Here is a 14,052-nt window from a genome sequence, read left to right as displayed (position 1 = left end):
AAAACTATAAAATAATTTATATTCTACTATATATGTATCTGTCCAAGTACCAAGGTAAGCCGTAATAATCTAATATCTCATATTTGGTAGGTAACTGAAGCTCTTTGTGTCTACCATCAATAATTAAATTAGTTGCAAAATAATTAGCTTCTTTTTCTACTTTCATTTCAGAAGTAATGGACATAGAGGAGAGTTGGGGGGTATTTTCATTTGAATGACAAATACAGTGTCCCAACTCATGGCTACATACAAATAACTTCAAATCTTCAGAAAGTGAAGTATTTATATGAATGAATTGGATTCTTTTAATCCGATTGTAATAACCAAAAATTTCTCCAAGTTCCTCTTCAAGAATAAATATTCTTTTATCTTTAGCAATTTTAAAAGGATCTCTTGATTCATGAGTGTGGATTATTGAATTTAGTTTTTTATGAATGTGTGGAAGATACATAAAGTTACCATTAATTCCTATATTTTTTTGGTGTGAATCTTTTTTTAGCTTCAATTTTTGCTATTTTAAGTGTATTTTCTAAAGAGGCAATTAATAATTCATGGGTTTCTCTGTCAATGTCCGTTGCCTCTTTTGAGTAAGCGAAGGCATCTGCTTTCTTTAAATCAGAAATCATTTCTTCTAATTCCTTAGCAATATTTTTTTTATCGTTTTCAGTTAGGTCGTAGTAATGTCGTTTGTCAGTACGTCCTAACAGGTAATCTGTTGAAACGTCATATAAAGAGGCTATTTTAATAAGCATTTCATTATCTGGTTCTCTAGTTCCATATTCCCAATTTGCATAAGTTCCTAAATTCTTTAAACCTAATTGTTTAGCAACATATGTCTTTGTCCATTCATGCTCTTCTCGCAATGTAGTTAATCTATCAGCTAATGTTTGCAACATAAATGCCTCCTTTCCAATATTATAAACTTTTTGTGTAGTAATATTAAAAAGTTAAACGAAAAGTATTGACTTTATTACTAATCAGCTATAATATGTAATTAAGTTAAACAAAACGTTTAACTATGTAGAGATAATCAAATAAACAAAAAAGCGTTCACGAGAAGAAAATGAATTTCTGTTCCGCAAACACTTAAGATAAATCCTAGACAAATTTATTTTAAGCGATTTGAAGGAATAATACAAGAAAGATATTTTCATTTACGGTTATAAGTCTTGTTGAGGTGGTGTGTACCAGCCGTTGAATGGCGCACAAGGTGGCAATGGAATCTTTAAGTAGAGCCATGTTAATGATCAATTGAAATAGAAGGTTTCTAGCTTTTATCAAGGTCTAGGTTTTCCGTTTTGACTACATGTTGTGGTAGGGCATTGAAAACATTGGAGTGATTTCCGCTTGATAAATGAAGGGTGTCTATTTTTGAACGGTCAGATGACTTCTTATAACAATGTCGTGAGACAGGTTGGGAGTGATTGCTGAAGCATATTGAATGAAAAGATATGTAGAGGCTTAGCAAAAGGAGGAGTGTTGTACACCGTATGTCGTAGGTCTATCTAACGTGCCGTGACACAAAAAATCGTGAGCCGTTGAAGGATGATTCTATGAAACGAATGGATGATAGTTTATTTCATAGCGTAAGCGAACTTTTAAACTATTGTCAGCAGTACTCTGCACATTCTACTACGATGAATAAAGAATCTATTATCTTGAAAAAGGTTGTTGTATATAAGTGACACATAGCAGCAATCTTTGATAATTACTTTAAGCATAGCTAGATTATTCTAGCTGTGCTATTTAAATTTATTCTATAAAGGAGTAGTGAATGAGAATCTTATTATCAGAAATCAAGCAGAATCAAATCAAGAAAGATGAGTTTAGATTAAATGTGTTGAATTCTGTTATTAAAATAATGCTGGATGAAGGTATCGATTTAAAGGGTTGGAAATTAGATGAACAGCCCACAGATAATATATTTTGCTTCTACAATCCTGATAGCAATAAATCCTTCGATATCTTAGTTGCTGGAAAAGATAGATTTATACCATATTATGTTGGAGAAAGTGATGAACAAGATATCAACTCATTTCCAGTATCTACTATAAAAGAAGCTATCGAAAAATATATTAATGAATAATATTATAAATAACGTTGTAGTTTAACTATGTTTGTTATATTATGTAGTTATCAGGATGAACGTTATAATCAATATCATTCTTTCGCTAATTAGGTTCAAGTAATGTTCTTCTGAAATTAAAAACTCGAAGGTGATTACTATGAAATTCAGTTATGCCGTGTACAAAGATGAAGAAACAGAAATTCAGATGCATGTAGATGAGCTTCTTCGTCACCCCGATTATTTGAAAATTAAAATGAACCTTTACTGTCCTGGAGAAGAGTGTGATGCAAAGCTAAGTATTATAAGACTGAGTAACGGAACTGACTACTTTAGAAGGCATAGAGGATATTATCATAGTGAAACTTGTGGATATTTGGAGTTGGATCAAGTACCAGTTAAAAGCATAACTGAATATGTAACTGAAAATGGAAGAATGACTGATGACGGAATAAATAGGCAAAAGCAAGATGCTATGAGAACACTTGATAATTATTTAAATCCTCAAATACCAATTAGAGAAGAAATTAAACCTAAAAATAAGCCAAGAAAGGTAAGAGAACCTGGAGAAGAAACTGAAATAAATGTAGGTACCAAAGTGGTGTATGATCCTAATGCTGAAATAATAGAAAAAGATACTAAAAATGGAGATAGAAAAATTCTTGAGACTCGGTTTTATTCTCGGATGCCCCATCAAATATCTATGAAGGATTCAAATAAAAATTTGAAAACTTCGGCAGTTTTAGATCAAATCATATTTAGTGAGAGTAATCTATATGTGGAAATAAAAGCAAATTTTGAAAATATAAGTTTAAAATTTATACTACCTGAGGCTTTTTTTAATAACTCAAGAACGAGACTAATGCCTGATGAACTATTGAATTATTTGAAAATTATTAATGAATATATTCAAAAAGAAAATAAAGAGATCTTCATCACTACTATGTGCCAGTCACAAGAAATCGATTTAGAAGATTTAGCCCTTTGGATATTTGAACCAGAGTTTATGTCTTTTCAAACTAGAAATGGACATAAATTTGCAACACTAACAAGTCTGGTAATTGCGATACAAACAAAAAGTATATAGGACTACATTAAGATACAACTAGACATTCTGGTTGTATCTTTTATTTTGTAATAGGAAGGAGCAAAATAATGTTTAAAACTGTATCTGACAAAAATGAATTAGAAGAATTCTGGATTCAATTAGAACAAGATTTTTTTGGACGAATCGATAATGCTATCTATAAAAGTAAGATCGATAAAGAAGAGAAAACTGATGAGATCCACATTGCAAAGCTGGAAGTAGAAAGAATCATTGAACATCGTTTTAATAAATTGAAGGATAAGTTTTTATATGAAACTTTAACATACCAAGATGTTCGTCAATATTTCAATAAAGCCGAAAAATCCTATCGAAAGCCAATTAATGATTTTATAACTAAATGTTTAAACGATGGAGATATTTGGAATTAATTCTTACGGAAAAAATATTACACAAGAAAGAAGGTCAATTATTTGGCAAATCGTATTCAAGAAATTGCCTTAACTGAAAAACAGTTAGGTAAGAAAATCAAAGCAGTATTCAATATGGAACGTGATATGTACGTGAACGGAAATCAGTTGAGAGGACGTATTTTTACAGCTTCAAGCGCTGAGCAACGTGATTTTGAGATCTATGTACCCAATTTAAGAAACTCGCAATCATTTGTGGGAAGAAAAGAAATTCGTCTGATTGAACCTGTTGTACGTGTAAACGCAAAACGAAATAATATTGGTAACAGTCGTTCGCTGGATCTAGTTGTTTATGCGAAACGTTTAGAAGTAGTGCAGGAGGGATAAGAAAAATGGGTTTAACATTTGAAAATAATACGATTCAGAATTTTGACATTCAAGCAACTTTTGGAACAATGAATTTTCTTGAAGTAGATCAAATTTTTGAAAGAGATGAAGAAAATCGGGTAACTGATACAGTACGTGAGCAACGTGTGACTGTTTATTCCGAAAAGTTAAATGATCAAATCGAAATTGCGATTACACCAGATTATAAAGTAGAAGGCATTGAATATGATGACAGAATCGAACTGACTGGTGAAGTGACTGCGTTAGCTTGGTTAAGTACGTATGAGGGCTATAACAATACGATCCAGTCGGAACAAGCTTTTAAAATTCGAGCTGCCGGTATTAAGAAGTTTGGTATTACTCGAACAGTGGCTCCAATCAAAGAAAAGAAGGAAAGCTAATATTGGGGCCTAGCTTTCCTTCTTGCATCAAAAGTCATAGAGTAACAGATTTTAGCCATTCTATAACTTTTTGATAGTTTTCTATCGTTGTATCGTATTCATCTAGAAAAGAAGGCATATTTTCTTCAGTCGTTTGTCGTTCCCAAACGAGTTTATCAAAAATTTCAATATCAGTGAAAGTTAATGAATGATCTTGATAATTTTCATTCTTTGTACCTAGTTTAAAAAGTAATGTAATGATTGAGTATGTTTGATTTTGTCCTTTTGTAACTAAAAACGAGGAAGATGCTTTATCATGATCCATGTCTAAGAAACTATCAGAAAAAAATATAGCTAATGAATTATCCTTTGTATACCAAACAACAGAAGCACCAGAGTTCATATCGATGTGCATGTCAGGATGTGGTTTCATTGAATTCTTTGAGTTTTCTATAATTGGAGCATGAACTTTTATCTGCTGGTCACTGCTGAAGGTGATAAGAAATAAATCTTTTAAAAGACCTCCATCATTTCTTTGAAGTTTGAAATTAGCATAAGGACTAAGAGTGAAAAATACATCACTATCCTCATCGGGATGTGGAAGATATTTCGGCACATCACTAATTAGGTCTAACGAATAATTTAAAGGGGCATTGTCTCGAGCATTATTACTATTAATTAAAAAGAAGGCAAGTGAAATAATGGTTCCAGGTGCTAAAAGTTTTACAAGATAGGAAGAAATTCTTTTAAGCTTTGTTTGTTGTTCCGATTGAGAATTTTTTGCCACTAGACTTAGTTTTGAAGAAATTGAATCTAATGACTCTTGTATTCGGCTGTTTTCTATGTATTCTAGAATCTTTTTTAGAGTAGGTCTTGGATCATGATTAGCCACTTATATTCACCTCAATATTTTTATAATTAATATTATTATAACAAAAATAATTGAAAGGTTTAGCTAAGGTGTGGAAAATAAATTGGAAGTTGAAAATAAAAAAAATGACAAGAAGAAAATTTTTATATTAGATGCATTATACGTTATTGCACATCTTCTTTTTTTACTTGCTCTACCAATCTATGTTTATATAGTGATGGTCTATTGTCAGTGGATTTACAATTTATTAATATAAAAACGAAAATCATAGATTCTATTCAGAAAAATATAAAATAATTCCATGTGGTTAGCTAAGTAATGATATCATGATCGGATTATAGTTTTTCATAAGAGAAATGGTAAATTTAGAGAAAATAGGTCTTTTGTTAAGTTCCCTATATAAAATTGCCTGAATAGATACAATACCATATAATGAAACCAAAGATAGAATGTGAAAGGAGTGCTATATGATGGTATTAACGGTAAAAGAGATTGAGCAGCGTGTAAAGCCTGTTGCTGAAAAATATGAAGTGCCAGTCGTTTATATTTTTGGATCGTACGCAAGAAATGAAGCGACCAATGAAAGTGATATTGATTTCTTAGTGGGTACGGAAGGTATGCCAGAAGAATACCGTTGGTTAGTCTATAGTGACTTCTTTGAAGAGTTAAAAAAAGCGGTGGATCATGAGATCGATCTAGTAGAGATTGAAGCACTAGCAAATACAAATCCAACAACAATTCAAAAAAATTTTACAAAACAAGTAATGGAGGAGCGATTAAAAATATTTGAAAAATAAAATGAAAGCTGATTTGCGTATTTTATATGGGTCATTGACTTATTGTGATGACATTGATCAAACACTCAATCGTTTTGATAAAAACTACGAAGTTTTTATCAATGATCGAGTGTTTTTTCATGCAGTCAGTATGTCTTTGATGCAAGTGGGGGAAATGTCTAATAAATTATCCGATACATTTAAAGAAGAAACAAGTAAGGAAGTAGACTGGCGGAGGCTTAAATACATTCGCAATTTATTTGCACATGCTTATAGTAATGTAAATGAGCGGACAGTATGGGAATTTGCGACGGTGTTTATACCTGTCTATGCGACATTTTGTCGTTCAAAAATAAAACAATTGGAAAGAATGATATAAAAAAAGCAGCCACAAAGGGCTGCAAGAGAAAGGAGAAATGAAAAAAAGTGTTTAAGTTTGTTTGGTATGTTGTAAGAATAATCAATCAAACTTAATTGAACCTTAAATGACAATAGAAAAATAGAAATAAGGTGAGTGATTGCTAAAACAAATAATTCATTATCGTGGGAAAAGAATTCGTTATTACAAAAGAAATCTGTTGGCGCTGTATCAAGTGCTATTTTTTATGCCTTATTTAGGTGTGTTAAGCTACTTCATCGGTTATCGATGGATTTACCCTTTGATTGAACAAAAGGCGGATAACTGGCAAGTATACGTGTTACCTGTAGTGATCATCTTAGGTATATCTTTAGCAGGTATAGCCATTAATTTCTTTTTCATTCGCTTATCAATTGTTCGTTCAGGATACTTCTCTCGTGTGGAGCAGCAACAGCTTCTTGCTCGAATGATTCTTGATAATGGGTATTACACGAAAAAACAAGTGAAGATGTCTAATGGGAAAACCAAAGAGAAGATCAAGTTTCCAAAGGTTTATTATAAAGTGAAGAAAGGGAGCATTTTTGTCTCGTTTGAGACTGCAGGAAATAAATTCCAGGAGAAATTTGAAATAATTGGTGGCTTTTTAGAAACAACTTTTCATGCGGATAATATTGCTAAAGTAGATGAGAAAGGATTTGTTAATTACGAGTTAGTGACAGATGTCTATTCACAACGGATTTCAATCACAGAAATGCAAGCGGATAAAGGAAAAGTCCAATTGATGAAAAACTTATATTGGCATTTTGATAAAGATCCGCATTTATTACTTGGCGGAGGTACCGGCGGCGGAAAAACATTTACACTTTTAGCTTTGATTTATGCGCTTTGTCGAGTAGCGGATATAGAGATCTGTGATCCTAAGAATAGTGATCTGATGGCTCTAAACCGTATTCCAATGTTTGCAGGAAAAGTCCATACAGGTAAAATCGATATCATCAATTGCTTGAGAAATACAGTTGCATTAATGGAAGCTCGCTTTGAAATGATGAATCATAGTGAAGAGTTTAAGATGGGAAAGAATTATGCGTACTATGGTTTAAAACCAAAGTTTGTCATTATCGATGAATTTGCTGCTTTTCGAGCGGAGATCGGAACGGACTATAAGTCGGATGGTGAAGTGGACGAATATCTGACTCAACTGATTTTAAAAGCTCGACAGTGTGGCATATTTTTTATTGTTGCGATGCAGCGACCAGATGGCGAGTTTATCAAAACAGCTTTACGTGATCAATTTATGTTTCGCATGTCTGTTGGAAGATTATCTGAAGCAGGTATATTGATGATTTTTGGGGATGAGAATAAAAATAAAAAGTTTAAGTTCGTAGAGAAAATCCTTGGGCAAAAAGTGTATGGTCGAGGATATGCAGCACAAGGCGGAAGTACTGCCCAAGAACTCTATTCTCCGCAAGTACCAATGACGTTTGACTTTATCTATGAGTTTATCAAGATAAATGATGAGTTAGGATTTCAACCAATTGAAGCTGAAACCAAAGAAGAACTTTCTACAACGATCGCTAAATATGTAGACAAAGAAGCATTAGCGGAAATGGACGACGAAGCGAAGTTAAAGAATGCTTTATTAAATAAATTAACCGACAAGTATGTTGCGTAGAAAGGAGGAACCAATGTTTTCCTTTGAAGAAATATATAAGGAGCTTGGTGAAGTGATCGCACTGAAAACATTAAAGACTTGGTCAATCAAAATAGAGAAGTTGACAGATAGAAAGTTTCAAAGAAGATACGCAAAAAATACAGCAAATCATACGTATAGCTATAAAGTTTCTCTAGAGCAGATCTACTTGATTTTAAGCAACTCATTTTATTAAGAAAAGAACATGTTCCCTTGGATGAAGCGATTAAACTAGCTTTTGTTTCGGAGGAATTCAAAAAGTTTCAGGCGAATAAAAAGGAATTACTCGAGATGAAGCAAGACTTGAAGTCATTGCTTGAACTAAGCAAAGAGATTATTGCGGATAATTCCTATTTAAAACAAAAAATAGAGGCAATGGAACAAAGGTAGCTATACGCCTATTTATTTCAGGGATAGTTGCTGTAGTAAGTGTGGGCGGGTGAGCGCAGCGAACCCACACCCGCTCACACTTCTAGCGACTGTTATATCCCTGATCAAATAAAAAGGCGTGAGGTGGGCGAATGCCCACCTCAACGAATGAACCCCCCTTTTATAACATGGGGGTAGAATTTAACATACCGATATAAAAAGTGTCGTTTATCCCTTGGGGCACAAGAGGTACAGCGATTTGATTTTTGTCACATAAATGGGCGAAAGTTGTCACATTTATTGAAAGTAGTTGGTAATCGTTGCGAGGTATTGAGTTAAAGCGATTCCGTAAAGAATTAGGACTGAAACAGCATGAATTAGCTGATAAGTTGCAGATCGAACGTAGTTTGATTTCTAAAATTGAGAACGGCAAACGTGCAATTTCCAAAGAATTGGCTGAAAAAGTGAGTGAAGTTCTTCATCTTGATGGTGGTAAAGCCTCTGTGGAGGCAAAAATCGATTTTTTAAGAGTACGTTTTAAAACGATGGATGTCCAAACGATTATTCGTAAGTTACTCCACATGGATATGGATTGGTTCACCCATGAGGCTCGAGGGTTTTATCACTATACCGAAACATTTTCGTATGGATCGATTCGGCTGTTTCGGAATCCAGAAAATATAAATATGGGAATTATGCTTGATTTATCTGGTGAAGGTTGTCGGCAACTGGAAGAAATTTTTGAAGAGGATCATGATCGGACATGGACAGAGTTTTTTCGGTCTTTATACGATGATGATATTTTTGGCAAAGGCTTAGTTGTCGACACAAAAATCACCCGAATTGACATTGCACTAGATGAATTGATTGTTAAAGGGCAGCCGAATTTTGATTTATACAAGTTAAAAGAAAAGATGGAAGCTGGTTTGATTGGCACAACCTTCAAAAATTTCGATTTTAGTGGCGGCTATTCATTTGAGAAAGGACAAAAAGTGAATAAAGGCTTGTCTCTTTATTTTGGAAGTCGTCAATCACCACTTTACTTTAACTTTTATCAAAAAGATTATGAATTAGCACGTAAAGAAGGTCTATCAATTGAGAAAGCGAGAGAGATCCATGAAATTAAGAACCGTTATGAAATCCGGCTTTCTGATGAGAAGGCTTTTTTGTTTGTCGAATACTTCTTATCGACTGGCGAAAGTTTAGATTGGTTAGTCAAAGAGATTATCAATGCTTCACTGGTTGTATATGAAATCGAAGATGGAATGCGCGTTTATTGTAAAGAATGGTACAACGTGATTGATAAACTAGAAGGTTTACGTTTATCTGTTCAAGGCGAAAAGCCTTCGATAGAAAAGACATTACGGTGGTTATCTAACTATTTAGCGCCTTCCCTAAAAATGATCAAGCTGATTGATTCACGCTTAGGCACAAATGAGTTGATGGAACGGATAGAGTTTGCAGAATTAAAAGAAAAGCATGAAGAATTGATTGAACAAGTCTGTGTCGGTGCGAAGGATTTGCTGCTTACAAGTGAAAGTAATCTTGGACTAAGAGATTATATAAAAAAAGAATTTCATTTAGAAAACGAATATGTGCAGTAGGAGGGAAAACAATGACCAGTAGAGAATTTATAGAAAATCATTTGATTAAAATGATCGTAAAAGAAACGGAAAAGTTAATTAAGACGATCAATGACATTATTAAAATCAAAAAAATAATTGAGGATCTAGATGAAAATAAGAAACTAACAATTCCAGTGTTGACTTCTAAAGTGAATGAGTGTGAAGGAGAAATTCAATTTAGAGAAACTGCCTATCGCCGAATTGATAGTCTATATGAGATTCACAGAAGAAACTTAACGAATAAAGAATGGGCATTGTGGAATGAATACTTCGAAAAGAAAAAAGAATTTGCAGTTCAAGTCACCAAATTCCAAGAGTTTGCTTCAAAGTATCGTTTTTTTCTACCCAATAATGCCCAAGATATGCAAGAAAAAGTACGGAAAACACTTGCTAAAAAAGGCTTTTTAATAGATGGATATTTTGAAGGAGACTACGAGACATGGATTGGTGTTTACGCTCGTCCAAAAGAGAAGCCAACTTATTTAGATCCTAAAGATGGGGAGGCGGTAGATTTACAAAATCAATATCGAGTCGATGGGTTTAAGCAAGATTTTTCGGAATGGTTCGAATGGGAAATAAAAAATAATGAATTGGTGAGTGAAGTATAGGAGGAGACAATGGTAGAAAATAAAATCAAAGTTTCAAGGTTTGAATCAATTCTATCAAATTATTTGAAACAGAAAATGACTGAACTGAAATCAAGTTTTTTTCTAACGATTGAAGCAAGTGGTATTTTCCGTAAAGATATCGATTATAAAGCAATTGAAATGGACTATTTTATCGATTTTAGAGAACGTATGACATTACTTTGGCAAAAGAAAAGATCGTTTATTTTTGACGGCTTACCAATAAATGCAACGGAAGAAAGAGTGAGGCATGAATGCTATAGACTATTTTATGATCTGATTTATCCTGAATATAAAGAGTTCTTAGAAGAATTTTTCAAAAAATTTAAAAACAAAAAGAATATTCCTTACAGAGTCTTTTGATGGTGAGTGAGAGAAAAAATGAACTTAATAAAATTAGGAGAACCCATAAAAATAGGGAAATTTTTATTTCAGTATGAAGAAATGATTCGACATGTTTTGATTGAATTATCATTCGTTGATGTAAACGATCCACAAGTAAAAATTTTGCTTAAAGCAGAATTAAGAAGAGCAGAAAATTCATTTTATACCTTTTATGATCGGAACCGAAGAGAGCCAGATTATGCTTATTTACAAGAAATGGTAACGAATTTTGGTGTCAATCGAATCCAGTACTTTCAACCTGAAATGAATATACTTTCCTTGGATAACTTTGTAAATGGACACATCGAAAGATTAAAACTAGATAAATTATTGACAGGTCTTGTGTTTGATTCGCAAGACCTTATTTTTGTTAAAAAATACGAACGTCAACGTGCTACAGCATACTTTGAAGCGAATGACGTGTATTTGCGTGGCTATGAACAGGAACGTATTTCAATCAATACGATGTCACAGCAGATTGGCTATAGAAAAATGAAGGAAGAATTTTTGAATGATCCATTGATTGCTTCTTTTAGGAAAAAGTAAGGAGGGAATTGATGCCTTTTTCGGAATCACTGTCTGTCATATTGAAACGAGATTATGGATTTAATATCTTTACTGCTACACCAATCAAAAGAGAATACGAAGTGTATGAAGCTGTACAAAAACGACTAAAGCGAAAGGATCTTCCATTTCATCCAATCGTAGATATTTGCTACGAAAGACAATTGACAAGGCACACCTATTTATTTGTAGAAGTAATCTGTGTCCGAAATACACATGATGTTGTGATCCGAAAACAGTACAGTTTTTATAAAGCTTCCTACTATTTTGGAGATACCCCTAAAAATGTAAAAGTATATTGTGCAAATGGCACCTATAAAGATGTGTTAAAAGCCATAAAAAAATTCGATTTTTTAAGATAACAAGATCGATTTAAAACAATTGTAAAGAAAATAACAATATAAATATGGTAAGTTTTAGAAAACGTTAACAAAGGGAGGAAGTAATGAATAAAAAAGTGCAAATTGGTATTGTTAGTATGGCATTGATTACCTTATGTGGTATTGGGTTCTATTTTTTGAGTGAAACAAGCTATCAAAAACAAGTAGAAGTGGCAGCAAGTGAGCTATCGTCAAACGAGAAGAAGTTGAAACAGATCCAAGTAGAATTATCCGCTATTTATACAGATGACTCCAAACAGTTTTTAAAAGAAGAAGTGAATCAGGAGAAAATCAATTCATTAGTTGAGCAGCTTGAAGCTTATGAAAAGACAACTAAGGAAACGGACCAATTACTATTAGATTTAAGAAAAAGTGATCAGAATAAATATCAGTTAAATGTTAACAGTGTCTCATCAATTAAGAATCAACTGCAAGCAGTACAAAGAAAACTAAATGGGAAATATTCTGTCAATGGACTATTTCAAAAACCTTACCTAATTGATGCTGAAAGTGATCAAGATGTAATAATTATTGATGACTTGTCTGAGGAACAATTGAAGGATGTCAGAGATATTTATTACCAAAAGGAGGTAAAAGAAAAACAAGGTTTTGATGACGTACTGAATGAAGGACTTGATCTAGCGACTGAACAAGTCAATCAAATCAATAAAACAAATAAAATGATGGAAGAGTTATACAAAGATGGCAAAGCAACTGATCTAGCGGATCGTGAAAAATACGAGGCTTTTAAAAAAGAAGTCGAGTTGATTAAAAACGAGAAAGCGAAAGAGTCTTTTAATAATTCTTTAAAAGTGATTGAAGAGAACGTGAAGGAACGTGAAGCTTTAGCAGAACAGGAGAAGGCAGCTGCAGAGGAAGCTCAACGTCAACAAGAAACCGTAAAAGAACAAGAAGTTGCTCTAACTGAAACAGCTGAAAACCAAACTCAATCAACTGAACCTGTACCAGCTCCAATCGAAGAAGTTCCAGCAGTAGAAACACCAACTATTCAACCATTTGTCCCAGTGGCGCCCCCTGCTAATTCAGGGAGTGGTGGTTCAAGTAACTCAAACTCTACAGGAGGCAACAACGCTGCGGGTAGTGGTACACCAGGAAACGGGTCTGGAAATACTAGTGGTGGGAATACAGGAAACAGCACGGTACCTGAACCGCCACAAGCACCGTATGCATTGAATCCTTACACTGGAAGTGGAACGTTCTATGCGACTTATGAAGCTGCAAATAGCGCAGGTAGAGCAGCAATAGATATAAACGGATATCGTATTATTACAGAGTTTTGGTCGGATGGTACTGAAAAATACTTTTTAGAGTTATATTAAATTTATTTTATAAGAGGTATTAATGAATGACTAAAAAATTAGATATTGTACAACGAATAGACTCTAGAGTTTTTTACAAAGATATATATAGGCATGCGAGTAGTTTTAATAGTATGTGGATCTATAAGCCGTCATTCATATTTTTTAGTTTAATAGTTATTTTAGGCTGTATGATTTCTTATACTATATTAGTTAGTTACATTTTAAAGTATTTTTTTACAAAAGATTACAAAATGTCCGAAAATTTTTATGTAGTACTTGCTGTAGGTGTAATATGCACCTTAGTTTTAATATTGATATTTAAACTAAAAAGAAAATTAGCTACTTCTGGAAGAAATGAGAAATATTGTAAATATTTATATGATTTGAAAAAGGAAAGATTATTGAATAGGAGTGATATCAATTCATTAATTTCGGACATTGATCTGCTCATAGATAAAGAGAAAATTTATTTAAAAAAAATCTTTCCTTCATTTAGAAATCTAACTTTTGCAGTTTGTGTACCAATTATCCTTTATTCTATTCAAAAAATGCAATATCTGAATATAATTGCTTCATTTATTATAATATTCTATCTAATAATTATTGCTTTTATGGTTTTGAAAAAAAGTGAGATTTATGAAGTGCTAGAATATATATTAATCAGTGATTATTACATTTATGATATGGTAAAAAAAGAACTTGAATACATGAAAAGTATAAAGATTGATTAATAATTATAAAACCAAGGGAATGATTTCTCTTGGTTTTTTCTAATAGGAGATGAATTAAAATAAGCAGAT

At 32.9% G+C, this 14,052-nt stretch carries 19 protein-coding genes; 16 read left to right on the top strand and 3 right to left on the bottom strand.

What is annotated here, in order from left to right:
• Positions 1-16: 16 nt before the first annotated feature.
• Both I2F89_RS11375 and I2F89_RS11370 read right to left on the bottom strand, forming a co-directional pair.
• On the bottom strand, positions 17-505 hold the full coding sequence (locus I2F89_RS11375) for an ImmA/IrrE family metallo-endopeptidase (RefSeq protein WP_229078119.1): 489 nt from the start codon (positions 503-505) through the stop codon (positions 17-19).
• Entirely contained in the window at positions 462-893 is a 432-nt protein-coding gene (locus I2F89_RS11370) for a helix-turn-helix domain-containing protein (protein ID WP_416379331.1), read from the bottom strand. The genes I2F89_RS11375 and I2F89_RS11370 overlap by 44 nt, the downstream gene beginning before the upstream one ends.
• An 881-nt stretch (positions 894-1,774) precedes the next feature.
• On the opposite strand from I2F89_RS11370, the gene I2F89_RS11365 reads away from it, so the two are divergent.
• The 5 genes from I2F89_RS11365 to I2F89_RS11345 all read left to right on the top strand — a co-directional run bounded on the left by I2F89_RS11365 (position 1,775) and on the right by I2F89_RS11345 (position 4,308).
• A complete protein-coding gene (locus I2F89_RS11365) occupies positions 1,775-2,086 on the top strand; it encodes a hypothetical protein (protein ID WP_229078118.1) in 312 nt (103 codons plus the stop codon).
• 139 nt (positions 2,087-2,225) lie between these two features.
• Positions 2,226-3,152 (top strand): hypothetical protein, encoded by a 927-nt coding sequence (locus tag I2F89_RS11360; protein ID WP_195514362.1) that lies wholly within the window; start codon positions 2,226-2,228, stop codon positions 3,150-3,152.
• A 68-nt stretch (positions 3,153-3,220) separates the two neighbouring features.
• The gene (locus I2F89_RS11355) at positions 3,221-3,541 is read left to right on the top strand and encodes a hypothetical protein (RefSeq protein ID WP_195514361.1); all 321 of its coding nucleotides are present in this window, start codon (positions 3,221-3,223) and stop codon (positions 3,539-3,541) included.
• A gap of 42 nt (positions 3,542-3,583) precedes the next feature.
• Entirely contained in the window at positions 3,584-3,907 is a 324-nt protein-coding gene (locus I2F89_RS11350; RefSeq protein WP_195514360.1) for a hypothetical protein, read from the top strand.
• Positions 3,908-3,912: 5 nt separating this feature from the next.
• Positions 3,913-4,308, top strand: coding sequence for a DUF961 family protein (locus I2F89_RS11345; RefSeq protein ID WP_195514359.1), 396 nt, complete (start codon positions 3,913-3,915; stop codon positions 4,306-4,308).
• A 34-nt stretch (positions 4,309-4,342) separates the two neighbouring features.
• Here I2F89_RS11345 and I2F89_RS11340 read toward each other — a convergent pair whose 3' ends face one another.
• Positions 4,343-5,179, bottom strand: coding sequence for a hypothetical protein (locus I2F89_RS11340; RefSeq protein WP_195514358.1), 837 nt, complete (start codon positions 5,177-5,179; stop codon positions 4,343-4,345).
• Between the two features lie 449 nt (positions 5,180-5,628).
• Between I2F89_RS11340 and I2F89_RS11335 the strand changes: the two genes are divergently transcribed.
• The 11 genes from I2F89_RS11335 (at position 5,629) to I2F89_RS11280 (ending at position 13,983) form a co-directional block, all read left to right on the top strand.
• Positions 5,629-5,955 carry a nucleotidyltransferase family protein gene (locus I2F89_RS11335; RefSeq protein ID WP_178946428.1) on the top strand — a complete coding sequence of 109 codons (327 nt, stop codon included), beginning with the start codon at positions 5,629-5,631 and terminating at the stop codon, positions 5,953-5,955.
• A complete protein-coding gene (locus I2F89_RS11330; RefSeq protein WP_195514357.1) occupies positions 5,945-6,313 on the top strand; it encodes a DUF86 domain-containing protein in 369 nt (122 codons plus the stop codon). Before I2F89_RS11335 ends, I2F89_RS11330 begins: the two co-directional genes overlap by 11 nt.
• A gap of 226 nt (positions 6,314-6,539) precedes the next feature.
• Positions 6,540-7,964: an FtsK/SpoIIIE domain-containing protein gene (locus I2F89_RS11325; protein ID WP_195514378.1), complete on the top strand. Its 1,425-nt coding sequence runs from the start codon at positions 6,540-6,542 to the stop codon at positions 7,962-7,964.
• Between the two features lie 13 nt (positions 7,965-7,977).
• Entirely contained in the window at positions 7,978-8,178 is a 201-nt protein-coding gene (locus tag I2F89_RS11320) for a hypothetical protein (protein WP_195514356.1), read from the top strand.
• A 493-nt stretch (positions 8,179-8,671) separates the two neighbouring features.
• Positions 8,672-9,955: a replication initiation factor domain-containing protein gene (locus tag I2F89_RS11310; protein ID WP_195514354.1), complete on the top strand. Its 1,284-nt coding sequence runs from the start codon at positions 8,672-8,674 to the stop codon at positions 9,953-9,955.
• A gap of 11 nt (positions 9,956-9,966) precedes the next feature.
• A complete protein-coding gene (locus I2F89_RS11305; protein WP_195514353.1) occupies positions 9,967-10,584 on the top strand; it encodes a hypothetical protein in 618 nt (205 codons plus the stop codon).
• A 9-nt stretch (positions 10,585-10,593) separates the two neighbouring features.
• Positions 10,594-10,965, top strand: coding sequence for a hypothetical protein (locus tag I2F89_RS11300; protein ID WP_195514352.1), 372 nt, complete (start codon positions 10,594-10,596; stop codon positions 10,963-10,965).
• An 18-nt stretch (positions 10,966-10,983) separates the two neighbouring features.
• Entirely contained in the window at positions 10,984-11,532 is a 549-nt protein-coding gene (locus I2F89_RS11295) for a hypothetical protein (RefSeq protein ID WP_195514351.1), read from the top strand.
• Positions 11,533-11,543: 11 nt separating this feature from the next.
• On the top strand, positions 11,544-11,912 hold the full coding sequence (locus tag I2F89_RS11290) for a hypothetical protein (RefSeq protein WP_195514350.1): 369 nt from the start codon (positions 11,544-11,546) through the stop codon (positions 11,910-11,912).
• Positions 11,913-11,995: 83 nt separating this feature from the next.
• Positions 11,996-13,270: a hypothetical protein gene (locus I2F89_RS11285; RefSeq protein ID WP_195514349.1), complete on the top strand. Its 1,275-nt coding sequence runs from the start codon at positions 11,996-11,998 to the stop codon at positions 13,268-13,270.
• Positions 13,271-13,296: 26 nt separating this feature from the next.
• A complete protein-coding gene (locus I2F89_RS11280; protein ID WP_195514348.1) occupies positions 13,297-13,983 on the top strand; it encodes a hypothetical protein in 687 nt (228 codons plus the stop codon).
• Positions 13,984-14,052: the final 69 nt, after the last annotated feature.

The organism is Enterococcus sp. 1001283B150225_161107_E12, assembly GCF_015556925.1.
Taxonomy (GTDB): domain Bacteria; phylum Bacillota; class Bacilli; order Lactobacillales; family Enterococcaceae; genus Enterococcus_B; species Enterococcus_B mundtii.
The sequence above is the reverse complement of the archived record's forward strand: the minus strand, read 5'-3'. Positions and strand labels throughout refer to the sequence as shown.